The 19088-nt window shown below is 58.3% G+C and carries 15 protein-coding genes; 9 read left to right on the forward strand and 6 right to left on the reverse strand.

The window, feature by feature from the left end; translation table 11 throughout:
* Positions 1-279 precede the first annotated feature (279 nt).
* From FWJ25_RS07495 to FWJ25_RS07505, 3 genes are all read left to right on the forward strand, one after another.
* Positions 280-3663 (forward strand): hybrid sensor histidine kinase/response regulator, encoded by a 3384-nt coding sequence (locus FWJ25_RS07495; RefSeq protein WP_149599659.1) that lies wholly within the window; start codon positions 280-282, stop codon positions 3661-3663.
* Positions 3650-4555, forward strand: coding sequence for a response regulator transcription factor (locus FWJ25_RS07500; RefSeq protein ID WP_149599660.1), 906 nt, complete (start codon positions 3650-3652; stop codon positions 4553-4555). Before FWJ25_RS07495 ends, FWJ25_RS07500 begins: the two co-directional genes overlap by 14 nt.
* A 127-nt stretch (positions 4556-4682) precedes the next feature.
* A complete protein-coding gene (locus tag FWJ25_RS07505; protein WP_438616562.1) occupies positions 4683-5384 on the forward strand; it encodes a DUF3047 domain-containing protein in 702 nt (233 codons plus the stop codon).
* 10 nt (positions 5385-5394) lie between these two features.
* Here FWJ25_RS07505 and FWJ25_RS07510 read toward each other — a convergent pair whose 3' ends face one another.
* From FWJ25_RS07510 to FWJ25_RS07520, 3 genes are all read right to left on the reverse strand, one after another.
* The gene (locus FWJ25_RS07510) at positions 5395-6264 is read right to left on the reverse strand and encodes a substrate-binding periplasmic protein (RefSeq protein ID WP_246166699.1); all 870 of its coding nucleotides are present in this window, start codon (positions 6262-6264) and stop codon (positions 5395-5397) included.
* A 31-nt stretch (positions 6265-6295) separates the two neighbouring features.
* Positions 6296-7801: a sodium/proton antiporter NhaB gene (gene nhaB / locus FWJ25_RS07515; RefSeq protein WP_149599662.1), complete on the reverse strand. Its 1506-nt coding sequence runs from the start codon at positions 7799-7801 to the stop codon at positions 6296-6298.
* 162 nt (positions 7802-7963) lie between these two features.
* On the reverse strand, positions 7964-8740 hold the full coding sequence (locus FWJ25_RS07520; protein ID WP_149599663.1) for an enoyl-CoA hydratase: 777 nt from the start codon (positions 8738-8740) through the stop codon (positions 7964-7966).
* 171 nt (positions 8741-8911) lie between these two features.
* Here FWJ25_RS07520 and FWJ25_RS07525 point away from each other — a divergent pair, with 171 nt between their 5' ends.
* The 5 genes from FWJ25_RS07525 (at position 8912) to FWJ25_RS07545 (ending at position 13939) form a co-directional block, all read left to right on the forward strand.
* A complete protein-coding gene (locus tag FWJ25_RS07525) occupies positions 8912-10576 on the forward strand; it encodes an AMP-binding protein (RefSeq protein WP_149599664.1) in 1665 nt (554 codons plus the stop codon).
* A gap of 33 nt (positions 10577-10609) precedes the next feature.
* A complete protein-coding gene (locus FWJ25_RS07530; RefSeq protein ID WP_149599665.1) occupies positions 10610-11377 on the forward strand; it encodes an SDR family NAD(P)-dependent oxidoreductase in 768 nt (255 codons plus the stop codon).
* A gap of 28 nt (positions 11378-11405) precedes the next feature.
* A complete protein-coding gene (locus FWJ25_RS07535; RefSeq protein WP_149599666.1) occupies positions 11406-12188 on the forward strand; it encodes an enoyl-CoA hydratase-related protein in 783 nt (260 codons plus the stop codon).
* 24 nt (positions 12189-12212) lie between these two features.
* Entirely contained in the window at positions 12213-13352 is a 1140-nt protein-coding gene (gene aliB / locus FWJ25_RS07540) for a cyclohexanecarboxyl-CoA dehydrogenase (protein ID WP_149599667.1), read from the forward strand.
* Between the two features lie 83 nt (positions 13353-13435).
* Positions 13436-13939, forward strand: a complete 504-nt coding sequence (locus FWJ25_RS07545; protein WP_149599668.1) for a MarR family winged helix-turn-helix transcriptional regulator — start codon at positions 13436-13438, stop codon at positions 13937-13939.
* A gap of 26 nt (positions 13940-13965) precedes the next feature.
* Here FWJ25_RS07545 and FWJ25_RS07550 read toward each other — a convergent pair whose 3' ends face one another.
* Positions 13966-14712: a 5-oxoprolinase subunit PxpA gene (locus tag FWJ25_RS07550; protein ID WP_149599669.1), complete on the reverse strand. Its 747-nt coding sequence runs from the start codon at positions 14710-14712 to the stop codon at positions 13966-13968.
* 181 nt (positions 14713-14893) lie between these two features.
* Between FWJ25_RS07550 and FWJ25_RS07555 the strand changes: the two genes are divergently transcribed.
* On the forward strand, positions 14894-16960 hold the full coding sequence (locus tag FWJ25_RS07555; protein ID WP_149599670.1) for a TonB-dependent siderophore receptor: 2067 nt from the start codon (positions 14894-14896) through the stop codon (positions 16958-16960).
* Between the two features lie 56 nt (positions 16961-17016).
* Here FWJ25_RS07555 and fghA read toward each other — a convergent pair whose 3' ends face one another.
* Entirely contained in the window at positions 17017-17862 is an 846-nt protein-coding gene (gene fghA, locus FWJ25_RS07560) for an S-formylglutathione hydrolase (protein ID WP_149599671.1), read from the reverse strand.
* A gap of 53 nt (positions 17863-17915) precedes the next feature.
* Entirely contained in the window at positions 17916-19034 is a 1119-nt protein-coding gene (locus FWJ25_RS07565) for an S-(hydroxymethyl)glutathione dehydrogenase/class III alcohol dehydrogenase (protein WP_246166741.1), read from the reverse strand.
* Between the last annotated feature and the right edge of the window lie 54 nt (positions 19035-19088).

Genomic DNA, 19088 nt, shown 5'->3' on the forward strand with positions numbered 1-19088 from the left:
TCCGTTCCGGAAGCACAGCGCCCACGTCAAACATTCTGCGCACCCCCTTCATGGGTGCCCATTCGGCAATCGCCCCAGCGCACTACGTCATTTGACGCATTCCGGTACCGCCCGGAAAAGGCTAAAACCGCAGGCATCAGGTTAATGAAGGAACAACGCCCTCTGGCGCTATGGCACGTTTCTTGTTCTGCCTTCCTGATCATGTGCAATTCCAGCCCGGAATGCCCCATCGAAGGGCATCATAAGGGGAGCGACTGAAACAGAAAGGTTCGGGGAGTCATGGCAGTCAGACAGAACATTTTCAGGGTTCGGCGCAGCTACAATCAGTGGGTGGCCAACCAGACACTGGAAGACTATGCCCTGCGCTTCACGGCAAAGAGCGCCCGCCGCTGGTCCGCCGGTAGGGTCAGTAATACCGCCCTGGGCGCCATCTCGTTTCTCGCCATGGAAGCCATCGGTGGCTCCATCACCCTGCACTACGGTTTTGACAACGCTGTAGCCGCCATTCTGGTCGCCAGCCTGGTGATCTTCCTGACTGCCCTGCCCATCAGCTACTACGCGGCGCGATACGGCGTCGACATCGACTTGCTGACCCGGGGCGCCGGGTTCGGCTATATCGGCTCTACCATCACGTCGCTGATCTACGCCTCCTTCACCTTCATATTTTTTGCCCTGGAGGCCGCCATCATGGCGATGGCACTGGAGATGCTCTTTGGCATACCCCTGGTAATTGGGTATCTGATCTGCGCAGTGGTCATCATTCCGCTGGTCACCCACGGCATCACCACCATCAGTCAGTTCCAGGTCTGGACCCAGCCGGTTTTTATCCTGCTCCAGATCACGCCGTTTGCGTTCATCATCTATTCCGATGCGTCTTCGGTATCCGACTGGACCCGTTTTGAGGGTATCAATGCCTCCGGCAGCGACGGATTCAATGTGCTGATGTTCGGCGCCGCCGCCGCCGTGGTGTTCTCGCTGATTGCACAGATTGGCGAGCAGGTGGATTTCCTGCGTTTCATACCCGAGCCCAGGAACCCGCGGGAAAAGCGGCGCTGGTGGGCAGCGGTGATGGCCGGTGGGCCGGGATGGATCATTGTCGGCATGCTGAAAATTCTGGCCGGCTCCTTTCTGGCGGTGCTTGCACTCAATCAGGGCGTAAATGCAGCGGAAGCGGCCGATCCGACCCAGATGTATCTCATTGCTTTCAACTACATCACCCATTCACCCGACATTTCTCTGGCGATGGCGGGGATTTTCGTCATTCTCTGCCAGCTGAAAATCAACGTAACCAACGCCTATGCAGGCTCCATTGCCTGGTCCAACTTCTTTTCCCGGCTGACCCACAGTCATCCCGGCCGGGTGGTGTGGCTGTTCTTCAACGTCGCCATCGCTCTGCTGGTTATGGAACTTGGCGTCTACCACGCACTGGAGGAAACCCTGGGCTTCTACGGCATTGTCGCCATTGCCTGGGTGGGTTCCCTGGTCGCTGACCTGGTGATCAACAAACCCTTGGGGCTGAGCCCGTCCTACATCGAGTTCAAACGGGCGCACCTGTATGACATCAACCCGGTCGGTGTCGGCGCGATGATTACCGCATCGGTGGTGGGGATCACCTGTCACACCGGCATTCTGGGAGCCTACCCCCAGGCCCTGTCACACTTTATTGCGCTGGGTGTGGCATTGATCACCGCCCCGCTGATCGCCTGGAAAACCGGCGGGCGCTACTACACCGCCCGGCCGTTTGTCCCCCTCGCCACGGACCACCAGCTGGTGCAGTGTTCCATCTGCGAGCATCGCTTCGAGCCGGAAGACGTTACCGACTGCCCCGCCTACGACGGCACCATCTGTTCACTGTGCTGCTCTCTGGATGCCCGTTGTGCTGATGCCTGCAAACCCGGGGCGGGCTATCAGGAACAGCTGCAGCAGTTCCTCGGCCGGTTACTGCCAGCACCGGCACTGGCCACGCTGAGTTCACGATTGGGGCACTTTCTGTCTTTGTTGGTGCTGGTGAACGGCCTGTCGGGTTTGCTGCTGTCATTGATCTATTCGAAAACGCCGGTCGCTTCGGCGGCCGAGGCCGCGCTGCTATCGGTGACTCTGTGGAAGGTCTTTTTCATTCTGGTGATTGTGACTGGCGTCATCTGCTGGCTGTTTGTTCTGGCTCACGAGAGCCGGCGGGTGGCAGAGGAAGAGTCGAGCCGGCAGACCCGACTGTTGATGGAAGAAATAGAAGCTCACAAACGCACAGACCAGGCCCTGCAACAGGCCAAGGAGCAGGCCGACGCAGCCAACGGTGCCAAGAGTCGCTACCTCACCGGCATCAGCCACGAGTTGCGCTCTCCACTGAATGCCATCCTGGGCTACGCCCAACTCATGGACCAGGACGACAGCATTCCAACACACCGGAAAGAGGCCATTGGCGTCATTCGCCGCAGCGGTATCTACCTGACGGACCTGATCGAAGGCCTGCTGGATATATCCAAGATCGAGGCCGGTCGCCTGGACCTGCACCGGGACCGGGTGCGGATTGGTTTCCTGATGGAACAACTGGTCACCATGTTCCGGCTGCAGGCGGAAGAGAAAGGGCTGTCCTTTGACTACAGCTGCCCGCTGCCCCTGCCCGAGGTGGTCACCACTGACGAGAAGCGCCTCCGGCAGATACTGATCAACCTGCTGTCCAACGCCATCAAGTACACTGACCGGGGGGGTGTCTCGCTGACCCTGCGCTACCGGAATCAGGTTGCCGAATTTACGGTGCGGGATACCGGGGAAGGCATCGCTGAAGAGAACATCGAACGCATATTCCGACCGTTCGAGCGCATCCGGAACCCCGGGCAAAGCCGCACCGGAACCGGTCTGGGCCTGACCATCACCCGCCTGCTGACGGAGATCATGGGCGGTGATATTTCCGTTGAAAGCGAACCGGGCCGGGGCAGCACGTTCAGGGTCAGCCTGATGCTTTCGACCCTGCACGGTATCGGCCACGGCGCCATTGCCACACCAACCCGGCGGATTTATGGCTATCAGGGTCCCCGTCGCAAAGTACTGGTGGTGGATGACGACGACTCCCACCGCCAGGTCATTCGGGCCCTGCTGTCTCCCCTCGGTTTTGAAATCACCGACACCGGTAATGCGCTGCATGTGCTGGATCTGGTGTCGGCGATACAGCCGGATCTGGTCCTTCTGGACGTCAACATGCCTGGAATGAGCGGCTGGGAGGTGTTGCAGCAGCTACGGGATGACAAACGCTCCATGCCGGTCGTAATGGTCTCCGCCGATGCCAAAGAGGGCTACCACGAGGCAGACGCCCCAAGCCTGCACGACGGCTACATTATCAAGCCCGTACGCCTGACCCGGCTACTGGATACCATGGGCCGGATTCTGGGTCTGGAATGGCGCTACGAGAAAAGCCCGGACCCACTGGCTGACATTGCGGTGCCAGAGAACGGTGATCTTCCGCTACCTGAGGTCCGGCACCTCCAGACCCTGATCGGTCTGGCCAGAATCGGTCATCGCAAGGGTCTTCTGGAGGCCCTGGATGCCCTGAAACACGGCGGTGCGGCGGATGAGCAATTTGTTCGGGAACTGACAACACTCACCAATGATTTCCAGTTCGAGAAGATACTCGTACTGCTCGAGGTACCTGAAAATGAAGTCTCCTGATGACCGGAAAACCGTGGTTATGGTGGTCGATGACTCCATCGACTCCATCCGCATGATCAATGACGCTTTGGAAGAAGCCGGTATGACCGTACTGGTCGCACTGGAAGGTAATCAGGCCCTCACCATCAGCCAGAACATCACCCCGGATGTTGTGCTGATGGATGCAATGATGCCGAACATGGACGGCTTTGAAACCTGTCGGCGACTGAAGGAAAATCCCGCCTTTGCCGATGTCCCGATCATATTCATGACCGGCCTCAGTGATACGGAACATGTGGTGATGGGCCTCAATGCGGGCGGCGTCGATTATGTCACCAAGCCAATCAACACCACGGAATTGCTGGCACGGATGGACGTTCACCAGGCCAATGCGAGGATGACCCGAAGCGCTCGAAGCGCCCTGGACACAGCGGGCCAGAATCTGTTCGCGGTGGACTATCAGGGCAACCTGCTCTGGGGCACGCCACAGGTCAGCCGGGCCCTGCCAGAGAACAATCATCCGGCGTATCCGGATCTCCGGGCACAGCTGGAGGCCTGGCTGAAGCACCAACCGGAGCCAGGGCACAGCCTGCCTCTGGATGTTCTGGATTCACCCCGCTCGGTGGAATTCCTGGCATTAGTGGACGGTCGGGAATACCTGCTGCGGCTGAAGACGCCCCAAAACCAGAACAGCGCAACCGCCGCATTACGGGATCGGTTTGAACTGACTCACCGGGAATCCGATGTGCTGCTGTGGATTGCCAACGGCAAGACCAACCGGGAAATCGGCCAGATCCTCGAAATGAGTCCCCGCACCGTCAACAAGCACCTTGAGCAGGTATTCCGTAAGCTCAATGTGGAGAATCGGACGGCCGCCGCGGCCAGTGCCATTCGTCTTCTGGCCACGCTGTAACCCTCAATGCGCTTGTCACAATCGCCGGGTAAACCCGTTTCCAGTGCCTTATCGTATATGATGGCTCATGCCAAACAGTCCGGCGGAGACAGTCGTGTTTCGAAAAACAGCTCCAATACCCGTCCTTGTGCTCACCTCAGCGATAACCGCGGGACCCTATGTCCAGGCAGAGCCACAGCTACCGCCCTTCTCCGGCTTGCCCGCCCTGGATACTACATCCGGCTGGGAACCTCTCGAATTCCCCAAGATCAAGGAACACTCGCGGTACGAGCTGGTAACCGAGGATGGCCAGCAGGTGGTGCGTTCAGACACCGACGGCGGCGCCTCGGGGCTGATCAGCCGGGTGCGGATTGTGCCGGGCCAGGCGTTGATTCTGCGCTGGCGCTGGAAGGTGTCGAATGTATTTGAGAAGGGGGATGCCAGACTGAAGTCCGGGGATGACTACCCCGCCCGAATCTACGTGGCGTTTGAATTTCAGCCCGCTAAGGCCGGCTTCTTCGAGAAGGCAAAACGAAAGGCGGTGGAGGTACTGTTTGGGGAAACCCTGCCCGGGAATGCCCTGAACTACATCTGGGCCAACCAGCTGCCGCAGGGGGATATCGTGCCCAATCCCTACACCGACCGCACCATGATGATCGCCGTGAACTCCGGGCCGGAACAGGCCGCTTCCTGGGTAACCGTTGAGCGGGATATCGTTGCGGATTACCGCGCCGCTTTCGGCGAGGAGCCGCCACCGGTGATCGGCATTGCCATTATGTCGGATTCCGACAACACCGGAGAACGGGCAACAGCGTGGTACGGTGATATCGAGCTGTTACCAGGCTCCTGAAACCTCTGATTCAGCGATACTTTTCGGGAAATCCCGGAACCACAAAACCCTGATTCAATACCCGCACCGGTGGCACTTCACCGCGTTCCGCAAGCCGGACATAGGCATCGTCAAACTCCTCGCGGAGCAGGGCTGCCCGGGGATTCGCCAGGGAAAACAGCCAGGCCAGGTTACGCGATCGCACTTCGGACTCCCGAATCTGACTGTCACCGGGCATGGTCAGGATGTCCCGGACTGGCTGACGATAATCCAGCAGGTAATCGCCCCGGTCCCGTTTGAGCATTTCCAGGGCTGCCCGGTGATTAGGTGCTTCGGTAACCCGGATGGATGGCTGACCTTCCAACCAGTACAGCAGGCCACCGTAGGTGTAGCCTCCAATCACAATCACTCTCTTGTTCTGGAGCTGATCGAAGTGATTCAGGGCAGATCTCCCAGACAGATACCAGGCGCTCAGCTGAACCGGCATCGGGCTCGCCCAGCTCTCAAGCACATGGCCCATCAGAGCAGGGACCCCGGAAACACCCGTCCAGGCGTCAATCTGGCCATTCTCCAGATACAGGTAGGCTCTGCTGACAGGAAGATAGAGAAATTCCGGCGTGTAGCCGGCCTCAAGCGCCACCTTGCGGGTAATATCGATAAACATCCCGGAAGGTTCACCGTCGTCATTACGATAGGTGATCGGTGGGAACTCGACATAGGCGATACGGACTGTATCGCCTGGGTTGCCATTGCCATGAGCCAGCTGGGCAAGAACTAACATGCCTGCCAGTAACAGCAGCCGCGTCAGCCGGCTGACAATGCGAGGGAAACAACGGTACATGGACACCCGTTTTCGTTGGCCATAATTCCCAAAGAGTATCAGACCCACGAAAAACTGCACTGCCGACCACCGCACACTGCCAGCAAGCCGATCAGACGTGATGCATCACCATGTAGAGACCAAGCCCGCCCATAACCACGGTGTATGGAAGCGCCATCATCACCATGCGCCCGTATGACAGCCGCACAAGGGGCGCAATGGCCGAGGTCAGCAGGAACAGGAAGGCGGCCTGACCGTTCGGGGTGGCCACACTCGGAAGGTTGGTACCTGTGTTGATGGCCACCGCCAGATCCTCGAAATGCTCAAAGCTGATGCTTCCGGCATCCAGGGCCTGTTTGACCTCACTGATGTAAACCGTCGCCACAAACACGTTGTCGCTGATCATCGACAATATGCCGTTGGCCAGGAAGAACATACCGGGCTGCTGTTCAACGGGCAGAGCCAGAACGTAATCAATAATGGGCTTGAACAGATGCTGATCGTGAATCACTGCAACCACCGCAAAGAACACCACCAGCAGTGAGGTAAACGGCAGGGATTCCTGGAACGCCTTGCCAATCTGATGTTCATCGGTAATACCGGTAAACGAAGTAATCAGGATGATCACCAACAGCCCGATCAAGCCCACTTCGGCCAGGTGGAAAGCCAAACCGACCACCAGAATACCGGCAGCAATAGCCTGCACCCATAAAGCCGCCTGGTCTGCCTTGGTGCGCTTGGCGCGTTCATTATCCGCAAATTCTTCCAAAACCTTGCGAACCGGCTTGGGCAAACGACCTCCGTAACCAAACCAGCGCAGTTTCTCCAGCGCCCAGCAGGTAAACAGCCCCGCCGCCAGCACTGGCATACTTACCGGCGCCATCTGCAGGAAAAACGCACCGAAATCCCAACCCACCACCTTGGCGATCAGCAGGTTCTGGGGCTCACCCACCATGGTCGCAACGCCGCCCAGCGCAGTACCGATAGCACCGTGCATCAGCAGGCTTCGCAGGAATGCCCGGAAGTTTTCGAGATCTTCCCGGTGTAGTTCAACCACCTGATCATCGTTGTTGGCATTGTGATCAGCGTGCTGATAGCCCTTGCCCGAGGCCACTTTGTGATACACGGAATAAAAACCCACCGCCACGCTGATGATCACCGCAGTGACCGTCAGAGCATCCAGGAAAGCGGACAGCAACGCAGCCGCGCTGCAGAACAGCAGGGACAACGCCGATTTGGAGCGCACACCTACCAGAATCTGGGTGAACGTCACCAGCAGGAGTTCTTTCATGAAATAGATGCCCGCAACCATGAACATCAGCAGCAGGATAACCGGGAAATTCGTCAGCACCTCGTGATAGACCGCATCCGGCGAGGTCAGCCCGATCAACAGGGATTCCACCGCCAGCAAGCCGCCCGGAAGCAGCGGGTAACACTTGAGCGCCATGGCGAGGGTAAAGATGAATTCTGCAATCAGCAGCCATCCTGCCGTTCCGGCTCCGAATACATACATGACGATGGGGTTGGCGATCAGGAACAGCAGGATGACCTGTTTGTACCAGACGGGCGCCTTGCCAAGGAAATTATGGGTGAAGCCGGAGATTACTGTTGTAGGCATTGCAGGATTCTTCTGAGTTTGCGTGCTGAATAAAGTATGTGGCAGCGAGGCCACATCTTCCTTGATATTTGTGTACCGGATAATCGCCCAAAGGTGTCGGGTAACTACCCTTTTGGTCTTACCACCGGTACAAAGCCGCGCCATTATAGCGGAAAACACGTACTACCGGTGTTTCCACTCAGGTTCACGCTTTTCAACAAACGCACTCATTCCTTCGCCACGATCCTCGCTGGCGAAACTTGCCCACAGCAACCGGCGCTCATAGTCCACACCTGCCTTCAGGGTTGTCTCAAACGCCTGGTTTACAGCTTCCTTGTTCAGCATCGTCGCCATCAGGGAATAACCAGCAATGTCCTTCGCGACCTGCAAAGCGGTTTCCAGAAGCCGATCCGCCGGCACCACGCGGCTAACCAGCCCGCTGTGCTCTGCTTCCCGGGCGTCCATCGTCCGTCCCGTCAGGCAGAGGTCCATGGTCTTGGCCTTACCGATGGCCCGGGCCAGTCGTTGGGTACCTCCGGCCCCCGGAAGTGTGCCGATTTTCACTTCCGGCTGGCCGAAGCGGGCATTATCAGCAGCAATCAACAGATCGCACATCATCGCCAGTTCACACCCTCCACCCAGAGCGAGCCCTGCAACCGCAGCAATGACCGGCTTGCGGCACCGGGTAACAGCCTCCCAGTTGGCCGAAATAAAGCCTTCGCGATAGGCACGTGAAAAGTCCAGCGCCTGAAGCTCGGTGATATCGGCACCTGCCGCAAAGGCGCGGTCGTTTCCGGTGATCACCACAGCCCTGATGGCATCGTCTACTTCCAGATCCTCCAGAACGGCCGAGAGCTCGTTCATCAATGCGTTGTTGAGGGCGTTGTGCACCTTCGGCCGGTTGAGCCGGATCAACGCCACCTCCCCATGCATCTCAAGCAATATATTGTTGTATTTCATCAAAGATCTCCAAAGCCTGGCTGCAACCAGAATCTCAATAAAGCTCTTACCTGAATCATCAACCCCAGATTAAAGCCCAATAATTTTTAAATCAACATGTTGACATATAATTCTGGTGAGGCGTATTTTGAAATGGACCACAACAACAATCAGAGATAACAGGAGCATCAGATGGACACGGGCATCTCCCTCAATCCTGAACGCCGCGCCGCGATGATCGAAAGTGGCGCCTGGAATGACAAGCTCATTACCGATTATCTGGCACAGGCGATTGCCAACACTCCCGACCGGGTAGCCATTGTCGGCTATCAGGTCACTTCGGATACCCGAACGAGCCTGACCTACCGGGAGCTGGATCAGAAGGTCACCCGCATGGCAGCCGGCCTTGCCGGCATGGGCATTGAGAAAGGAGACGTCATCGCCTGCCAGCTTCCCAACTGGTGGCAAACCACCGCCTTGCATCTGGCCTGTATGCGTATTGGTGCCATCCTGAATCCGCTGATGCCGATTTTCCGCGAACGTGAGTTGCGCTTCATGCTCCGACACGGTGAGGCAAAGCTGCTGGTGATTCCGAAAGTGTTCAGAGACTTCGATTACGAAGCGATGGTGGATGGTATCCGCCCTGAACTGGACAAGCTGGAGACCGTTCTGGTCATCGGTGGCGAAGGAGAACGCAGCTTCGAGAATCGCCTTCTCGATACCGCCTGGGAAAAGCAGACAGACACCGATGCCCTGTTCCAGGAACGTAAACTCGGCGCTGACGATGTCATCCAGATTCTCTACACCTCTGGCACCACCGGAGAGCCAAAGGGCGTAACCCACACTTCAAACACCCTGTTCTCCAACGTGCGCCCCTACGCCGACCGACTGCATCTGACGTCAGATGACAAGGTGCTGATGGCCTCACCTCTGGCTCACCAGACTGGTTTCCTCTACGGAATCATGATGCCCATTTACCTGGGCACCACCGCCATCCTGCAGGACATCTGGGACGCAGAATTCGTCTGCCGGGTAATCGCCTCTGAAAGACCTGCCTTCACCATGGCCGCAACGCCCTTCCTTGCCGACCTGGTCAAAACAGCACCCAATCACGAAGGCGAGCTGGATTCCCTGCGTATCTTCGTGTCTGCAGGGGCCCCTATTCCCAGCGCCATCGTCGAGCAGGCCAGCCAGGTGCTCGAGGCAAAGATCGTATCCGCCTGGGGTATGACCGAGAACGGGGCTGTCACCATGACCTGTCCGGAAGACCCGGCAGAGCGTGCAAGCCAGTCTGACGGCAAAGCTCTCCCGTGGATGGACGTCAAAATCACCGATTTTCAGGGCAACGACCTGCCCGCTGGCGAGGAAGGCAATTTACTGGTGCGTGGCGCCAGCCTGTTCGTGGGCTACCTCAAGCGCCCGGACCTCTATGGCGTGGACGATGACGGCTGGTTCAGCACCGGCGACCTCGCCCGCATGGACGGCAACAGCTATATCCGTATCACGGGTCGCACCAAAGACGTGGTGATCCGCGGTGGCGAGAACATCCCGGTCGTTGAGGTCGAAAACCTGCTCTACAAGTACCCCGGCCTTGCCGATGTCGCTCTTGTCGGGTGCCCGGATGATCGTCTGGGGGAGCGCCTCTGTGCCTATGTCACCCTCGACGACAACGCCACGGGCGTCACTCTCGACGAGGTGAAGACCTATCTCACCGAACAGCAGCTTGCGAAGAGCTATCTGCCGGAATACCTCGAGGTCATTGAAGCCATGCCCCGCACAGCCTCCGGCAAGATCCAGAAATTCAAATTGCGGGAACAGGCCAAAGCCGTGCGGCTTGATCCCGCCAAGCGCAGCTAATTCATCCGAATCGAAAAACAGGAGCGAACCATCATGAGAGGCCTCAACGGAAAAACTGTGATCGTAACCGGCGGCGGCGGCGGAATCGGCCGCGCCGTATGCCAGCGCTTTGCCGAAGAGGGCAGTCTGGTTGCCGTGCTGGACCGTGACGAAACGGCAGCACAGACCACTGCAGACCTGATTACTGAAGCCGGAGGCAAGGCCAGAGCCTACGCAGCCGACATCACCGACTATGCCGCTGTGATCGCGACCGTGAATGCCATAGAGAGTGACCTGAGCCTTCCGACCGTGCTGGTCAACAATGCGGGGTTTGATCGCTTCATGCCCTTCCTGAAAACCGACCCGACATTGTGGGAGCAACTGATTGCCGTAAACCTCACCGGCGCCCTGAACATGCATCACGTGGTACTGCCGAAAATGATTGAAGCCGGCGGGGGCAAAGTCATCAACGTGGCTTCCGACGCCGCCAGGGTCGGCTCCTCGGGTGAAGCCGTCTACGCTGCCTGCAAGGCAGGCCTGGTGGGCTTCAGCAAGACTGTGGCACGGGAGCTGGCGACCAAAAACGTATGCCTTAATGTGGTTTGCCCCGGTCCGACTGATACCGCGCTGCTGAAAGGCGTAGCGGAAACCGCTCCTAACCCTGAAAAGCTCCTTGAGGCCTTCCGCAACGCCGTACCCATGAAACGACTGGCGCAGCCCGAAGACTATCCCGGTGTTATTGCCCTGCTCGCCAGTGACGACGCCAATTTCATTACCGGTCAGGTCATCAGCGTGTCCGGCGGCCTGACCATGGCTGGCTAACCCCGAATTCAGCAATCTGGAGAACATCATGAACTACGAAGACATCCTCTACGACGAAACCAACGGCGTCGCCACCATCACCATCAACCGCCCGGATCGCTACAACGCCTTCCGGGGGCAGACCTGCATGGAGCTCATTGATGCCTTCAATCGGGCAGGCTGGAACAAGGACATCGGTGTCATTGTCTTCACCGGCGCCGGCGACAAAGCCTTCTGTACCGGAGGCGACCAGGGCGCCCACGAGGGCCAGTACGACGGCCGCGGCCTGATCGGCCTGCCGGTGGAAGAACTGCAGCGCCTGATCCGCGAGGTTCCCAAACCGGTCATCGCCCGGGTTAACGGCTTCGCCATTGGCGGCGGCCACGTACTGCATGTGATCTGTGACTTGAGCATTGCCTCGGAAACCGCCGTCTTCGGCCAGGTCGGCCCGAAAGTCGGCTCGGTGGACCCGGGCTTCGGCACCGCATACCTGGCCCGTGTGGTGGGCGAGAAACGGGCCCGGGAAATCTGGTACCTGTGTCGGAAGTACTCCGCGCAACAGGCTATGGAGTGGGGGCTGGTAAACGCCGTTGTGCCGCCGGAACAACTCGATGAAGAAGTCCAGAAGTGGTGCGAAGAGATCCTCGGCAAGAGCCCCACGGCACTGAGCATTGCCAAACGTTCCTTCAATGCGGACAGCGACAACATTGCCGGTATTGGCGCCCTCGGGATGCAGGCGCTGAGCCTGTACTACAACACCGAGGAATCCCGGGAAGGCGTGAATGCCTTCAAGGAAAAACGCCAACCCGAGTTCCGGAAGTACTACAAGTAACGGCCCTCTGACCCGGAGAACACCATGAATTTCGCATTCAACGAAGAACAAAACGCGATCCGTGAGGCCGTTGCCCGTTTCAGTGCCGAGGTGCTGGCTCCGGGCTACCGGAAGCGGGATCAGGAAGGCGTGATCGAGCGGGAGGTGATCCGCCAGCTCGGCGAGATGGGACTGCTTGGTGGCGAACTGCCGGAAGCTTTCGGTGGTAGCGGCATGGACTGCGTTACCAGCGGCCTGATCATTGAGGAAATCGCCAAGGGTGATTTCAATGTGGGTTATATCCCTCTGCTGACCTCCCTTAACGGCCAGATCATCGCCAGCCATGCCGAACCGGACCTGGCAAAGGAATGGCTACACGCCATGACATCAGGCGAAAAAGTCGCGTGTATCGCTCTGACCGAACCCCACGGTGGCTCTGACGCCGCCAACCTTCGCCTGAAAGCCGAGAAGAAGGGAGACGTCTATGTGCTCAATGGTGAGAAAACCTCCATCTCCATGGCCGACCAGGCTGACGTGGCCGTGGTCTTCGCCCGCACCGGCACCGTGGAACAGCGCGCCTCTGGCATCAGCGCCTTCCTGGTACCGATGAGCACCCCCGGCATCACTACCACCCGATTTGAGGACAACGGCCAGAGGGCCATCGGTCGTGGCTCGATCTTCTTCGATCATGTGGAAGTGCCGGCCAGCCATCGTATGGGAGAGGAAGGCAAAGGCTTCAAGCAGGTGATGCAGGGCTTCGACTACAGCCGGGCGCTGATCGGCCTGCAGTGCCTGGCGGTGGCCCAGCAATCCCTGGACGAAACCTGGCAATGGCTGACAGAACGCACCGCCTTTGGCCAGAACCTGGCGGCGTTCCAGGGCCTGACCCACCCACTGGCGGAATACCAGACCTACGTTCATGCCGCACGCATGCAGTGCTACCATGCGCTCTGGCTGAAGGACAACAACCTGCCCCACAATGCCGAAGCCGCCATGAACAAGTGGTGGGGGCCGAAACTGGCGTTTGATGTGGTCAAGCAGTGTCTGCTGGCCCACGGTCATACCGGCTACGGTGAGGATCTGCCCTTCGCCCAGCGGCTACGGGATGTAATGGGCCTGCAAATAGGTGACGGTACGGCCCAGATCATGAAAAATATCGTCGCACGCGAATACCTGCCGAACTGATGCGTTCCATGCCATCCGCGATTCGGAACGCCGGCGTCCACCTGCCCGGGCCCACCAGCCCCGGCAGACCGACAGGAGTACAGATGATCGTCAACGAATCCGGTGGCATACCCAACCGACTGTTTTTCCGGTTATTCCAGACCGGCAACATACTGCAGCGCCAGATCCAGAATGAGATGGGCATCAGCGCTGTGCAATGGGCGGTGCTGGGGGCGCTGTCCCGGGAAGGCTTTGAGGATGGCACCTCGTTCAACCAGCTCAAAGAATACCTGTATGTAAGTCGCCAGAATCTGGACGGCGTGCTGAAGCGTATGGAGCGGGATGGCCACGTGATCCGCATCCAGGATCCCCAGGATCGCCGTGCGCGCCTTGTGGTATTGACGGAATCCGGCCGGGCGTTCTGGAACCGCCTGCAGGACACCATTGCCGAGTTCTACCGCCAGTCACTGGATGGCATGAGTTTCGATGACAGCGTCAGTTTTCTGCACCTGCTGAAAAAGCTTCAGAAGGATCTGGTGAACGTTTCTCTGAATTCTGATCTGAATTCTGTAGCACAGACCGAGGCCGCTTCGAAGCCAGAGGAATGACCTTCCCGGCAAGTTGCACCCACCTTTTACGGGAGGGCTTTGATAGCCTCCCGGATCGACTGAATCGCCGCGATGGACTCGTTATTATCCCCATGCACGCAGAGTGTGTTCGCCGCCAGAACGATCTCGCTGCCGTCAATTGCCGTCAGCGCTTCACCTTTAGCGATGCGAACCGCCTGATCGACAATCGTTCGGGCATCCTCATGGACCGCACCCGGTACTGATCTGGATACCAGGCGGCCATTGGCGTCATAGGCGCGGTCTGCAAAGGCTTCGAACCAGAGGGTTACGCCGTAACGGCTGGCAATGTTTTCCTCTCTGCTGGTATCGCAGGTAGCCATAGTCATCAGCGGCAGGCTGGCATCAAAATCCCGAACGGCCTTTACCACCGCCTCAAACAGGTTCAGATCCCGGATCATGTCGTTATAGAGCGCGCCGTGGGGCTTGATGTAATGCACCCGGGTGCCCTCAGCCTGACAGATACCCGCCAGCGCCCCCACCTGATAGAGCACCAGATCCTCCACCTCATCCGGGGAACAGGCAATAGAACGCCGACCGAAACCGACCAGATCCGGGTAGGAGGGATGGGCACCGACCTTCACACCATACTGCTTGGCCAGCCGTACGGTCTTGCGGATGACATGGGGGTCCGAAGCATGGAAACCGCAGGCCACGTTGGCCAGATCAACATGGGGCATCACGTGTTCGTCCAACCCCATGACCCAGGGGCCGAAGCTCTCGCCCATATCTGCGTTGATCAACAGTTTACTCACACCCGACTCCCAGCGTCTTGCCCAGTGACTTTGGTTCAGGATACCAGACCTGCAGGATCACACGATTAACTTAAATGATAGTGGTTTGCATTAAGTTTTAATAAGGAATAGTATTCCGGGACATTTCAGGGTGCCGTCACCCGCCCATCCACACCAACCCACACGACCCGGGATTTTCCACATGTCTGCCGTTTCCTTGCCTACCCCGCTTGTTCAGGCCATCCGCCTGGCACTTGGCGCTGGTATCGCCGCACTCTCCATGCCGCTGCTGGCCGATGACAGCGAGCCCACCAGCCTGAATGCCCTGGTGGTTTCTGCAACCGCACTGAAGGTAGAAGCGCCTCTGGCCGAAACACCGCGGCCGGCCTCTGTCGTTAACGAGGAAGAGCTCAAGGAACGCAATGTACAGTCTCTGGACGAGACCTTCCGGTACCGCGCCGGTGTCCTTTCCGGGCACTACGGCTCCGACAACGACACCGACTGGTTCAAGGTACGGGGCTTTGATCAGTCCACCTATCAGGATGGTCTGCGGATCTATCGTGAAGGTTTCTATCAGTGGCTGCCGGAAGTGTACGGTCTGGAACAGGTGGAACTGCTTAAAGGACCGGCTTCTATCCTTTACGGCGAGGCGCCCCCGGGCGGTGTGATCAACGCCATCAGCAAGCGCCCCACCGATGCCCCGCAGGGTGAGATTCAGGTACAAATGGGAACCAACGCCCAGAAGCAGGTGGCTCTTGATACCTCCGGGCCACTGGGAACAGCCGATAACCTGAGCTACCGTCTGGTTGGCCTGTACAGTGAGGCTGAAGGCGACATCGATTTTACCGAGAACGAACGCTACTACATCGCGCCGAGCCTGACCTGGGACATCAGTGACGACACCTCACTGACACTCCTGACCAGCTTTCAGAAAGACGACGCCGTGCCCTACAACGGCTTCAAACTGGCCTACGGTACGGTTCAGGACACACCATTCGGCAAGGTGGACCCGTCGACCAGTTACAGCGAGCCGGATTACGACACCAACGAACGCGAACAGTCATCCATTGGCTACAGCTTCTCCCACCGCCTGAGCAACAACTGGGAATTCCAGCAGGACCTGCGTTACAGCAAGCTCGATCTGTTGCTCAGAAGCAGCTACATCCTGTTTCAGAGTGGTGACAGGCAAGGTATTCGCGGCCTGACTTACCGTGACGGCACACTGGATAGCTGGACTGTGGATAACCGCCTTATCGGCACCTGGTACACCGATCGTACCGAAAACACTCTGTTGATCGGCGTGGACTATCAGGATCTGGAAAACGATGGTCTGGAGGGTAACAACTACGCCTACGGCGATCCGATCGACCTGTTCGAGCCAACTTACGGCAACTACACACCACTGACTGCCGCGGATCTCACCCGCCGCCTGATCACCAAGGAACAGACCGGCTTGTATCTGCAGGACCAGCTACGCCTGGATGATCACTGGGTGTTCCTGGCGGGCGTACGTTACGACCAGGCCGAATCCGAGAACACAGATCAGGGCACCGGCACCGTTCAGCGCGCCGATGACGATGAAGTCTCCTTCTCCGGCGGCATCATGTACCTGGCAGACAACGGGCTTTCCCCTTACGTGTCCTGGACGGATTCGTTCCAGCCGATCGCCGGTACAGACAGCACTGGCAACCTGTACGAACCACGGATCGGGGAACAGCTGGAATTCGGGGTGAAGTATGCGCCGGATGATCTGGATGGCTATGTGTCTGCCGCGATTTACAACATCAAGGAAGAGAACTCACTGGTAACCTCACCCGGTGGCTTCCAGGTTCAGGAAGGTGTTCGCGAGACCCAGGGCTTTGAACTGGAGACTGTTTCCTACCTGACAGACCAGCTCCAGCTGACCGCCGCCTATACCTACAACGATGCCACCTCCGACAACGAGTCAGATGACGCTCCGGAGAGCCCCGTTGCCCTGATTCCCAACCACATGGCGTCAGCCTGGCTGGATTATGCCTTCCAGGACACGGTTCCGGGACTGAAAGTCGGTGGCGGCCTGCGCTACGTGGGTGGCAGCAAGGACGGCACGATCAACGTGCCCTCCTACACGCTGGTGGACCTGATGGCACAGTACGAATTCATGAACAACTGGCTGGCACAGATCAACGTCACCAATCTGGCTGATCGTGAATACGTGGCAAGCTGTGATTACTGGTGCTACTACGGTGAAGCCCGCAGTGTGGTGGGAACCGTCAGCTACCGCTGGTAAACGAAAAAAGGGGCCTGATCAACAGGCCCCTTTTTCAACGATGCAGTCTTTACCGATCAGGCTTCAACCGTCAGGTAGCCTGCATGGAAGCGCAGGTGTTCTTCGATAAAACTGGCAATGAAGTAGTAGCTGTGGTCGTAGCCCTCATGGCGACGCAGCTCCAGCGGGTATTCGCTGGCAGCTGCCGCTGCTTCAAGCGCTTCCGGCTTCAGCTGTTCTTCCAGGAAGTTGTCCGCCTCCCCCTGATCGACCAGAGCCGGAACCTGCTCCTGTGCATCACGCATCAGCAGGCTGGCGTCATAGGCTTCCCAGGTCGCTTTGTCATCGCCCAGATAGGCACTGAACGCCTTCTGACCCCAGGGACAGTTGACCGGGTTACTGATCGGGCTGAACGCCGATACTGACCTGAACTGCGCCGGGTTCCGCAACGCCAGCACCAGAGCACCGTGCCCACCCATGGAGTGGCCCGCAACGGAGCGCTGGTCGCTGACCGGAAATACGGATTCCACCAGCGACGGCAGTTCCTTCAGCACGTAATCGTACATCCGGTAATGCCGGTTCCAGGGGCTCTCAGTGGCATTCACATAGAATCCTGCGCCCTGACCCAGATCGTAGCCATCGTCATTGGCGACATCCTCGCCGCGAGGGCTGGTGTCCGGGGCCACGATGGCAATACCGAGTTCTGCCGCTACCCGATGAGCGCCCGCCTTCTGCATGAAATTTTCATCGGTACAGGTCAGTCCCGACAACCAGTACAGCACCGGCACCTTCTGCCCGTTCGCCACCTGGGGCGGCAGGTAGATGGCGAAACGCATGGTGCAACCGAGGCTCTCGGATTGATGGCTGTATTGCTTGTGCCAGCCACCGAAGCTCTTGTTACTGCTGAGGTTTTCAATGGTCATTGAACACTCCGTCGATGGTGCCGCCCGCCGCCGTGGGCAGGCGGCTGACCGGATCACTTGTCGTAGTGGATTACGCTGCGGATGCTCTTGCCTTCGTGCATCAGGTCGAAGGCTTCGTTGATGTCTTCCAGACCCATGGTGTGGGTAATGAAGTCATTCAGCTTGAACTCACCCTGCAGGTAACGCTCAACAATACCCGGCAGTTCGGAGCGACCTTTCACACCACCGAACGCAGAGCCACGCCAGACGCGACCGGTAACCAGCTGGAACGGACGGGTGGAGATTTCCTGACCGGCTCCGGCAACACCGATGATCACCGACTCACCCCAGCCCTTGTGGCAGCATTCCAGCGCGGAACGCATCACATCCACGTTACCGATACATTCGAAGGAATAATCCACACCACCGTCGGTCAGCTCAACAATCACTTCCTGGATCGGTTTGTCGTAGTCCTTCGGGTTGATGCAGTCGGTGGCACCCAGCTGGCGAGCCAGGTCGAACTTGCTCTCATTGATGTCGATACCGATGATGCGGCTGGCTTTGGCCATGGTGGCACCGATGATGGCAGACAGTCCGATACCGCCGAGACCAAAGATGGCCACAGTCGCGCCCTCTTCCACTTTGGCGGTGTTCATCACGGCACCCATACCGGTGGTGACACCACAACCCAGCAGGCAGACTTCTTCCAGAGGCGCTTCCTTGTTCACCTTGGCCAGGGAAATTTCCGGCAGCACGGTGTACTCGGAGAAGGTGGAGCAACCCATGTAGTGATAGATCGGCTGACCGTCCTTGTAGAAACGGGTAGTGCCGTCCGGCATCAGGCCTTTGCCCTGAGTTTCACGTACCGCCTGGCACAGGTTGGTTTTACCGGAGGTACAGAACTTACACTTGCCACACTCGGCGGTGTACAGCGGAATGACGTGGTCGCCCACTTCAACGCTGGTGACACCCTCGCCAACGGATTCAACAATACCACCGCCTTCGTGGCCGAGAATGGCCGGAAAAATACCTTCGGGATCGTCACCGGAAAGCGTGAAGGCATCCGTGTGGCAAACACCGGTAGCCACGATGCGGACCCGCACTTCGCCTGCCTTCGGGGGCATAACGTCCACTTCTTCGACAGACAATGGCTGGCCCGGGCCCCAGGCAATTGCCGCTTTCGATTTGATGATCTCAGACATAATTCTCTTCACCCCTTTCGTGTGGAAGGCGGAAAACCGCCAGTG

The organism is Marinobacter salinexigens (assembly GCF_008370345.1).
Classification (GTDB): domain Bacteria; phylum Pseudomonadota; class Gammaproteobacteria; order Pseudomonadales; family Oleiphilaceae; genus Marinobacter; species Marinobacter salinexigens.

What these genes read in the sequence shown, in the direction of transcription:
- FWJ25_RS07495 (WP_149599659.1), top strand. Translation starts at nt 280, where the DNA reads ATGGCAGTCAGACAGAACATTTTCAGGGTTCGGCGCAGCTACAATCAG.
- FWJ25_RS07500 (WP_149599660.1), top strand. Translation starts at nt 3,650, where the DNA reads ATGAAGTCTCCTGATGACCGGAAAACCGTGGTTATGGTGGTCGATGAC.
- nhaB (WP_149599662.1), bottom strand. Translation starts at nt 7,801, where the DNA reads ATGCCTACAACAGTAATCTCCGGCTTCACCCATAATTTCCTTGGCAAG.
- FWJ25_RS07520 (WP_149599663.1), bottom strand. Translation starts at nt 8,740, where the DNA reads ATGAAATACAACAATATATTGCTTGAGATGCATGGGGAGGTGGCGTTG.
- FWJ25_RS07525 (WP_149599664.1), top strand. Translation starts at nt 8,912, where the DNA reads ATGGACACGGGCATCTCCCTCAATCCTGAACGCCGCGCCGCGATGATC.
- FWJ25_RS07530 (WP_149599665.1), top strand. Translation starts at nt 10,610, where the DNA reads ATGAGAGGCCTCAACGGAAAAACTGTGATCGTAACCGGCGGCGGCGGC.
- FWJ25_RS07535 (WP_149599666.1), top strand. Translation starts at nt 11,406, where the DNA reads ATGAACTACGAAGACATCCTCTACGACGAAACCAACGGCGTCGCCACC.
- aliB (WP_149599667.1), top strand. Translation starts at nt 12,213, where the DNA reads ATGAATTTCGCATTCAACGAAGAACAAAACGCGATCCGTGAGGCCGTT.
- FWJ25_RS07545 (WP_149599668.1), top strand. Translation starts at nt 13,436, where the DNA reads ATGATCGTCAACGAATCCGGTGGCATACCCAACCGACTGTTTTTCCGG.
- FWJ25_RS07555 (WP_149599670.1), top strand. Translation starts at nt 14,894, where the DNA reads ATGTCTGCCGTTTCCTTGCCTACCCCGCTTGTTCAGGCCATCCGCCTG.
- fghA (WP_149599671.1), bottom strand. Translation starts at nt 17,862, where the DNA reads ATGACCATTGAAAACCTCAGCAGTAACAAGAGCTTCGGTGGCTGGCAC.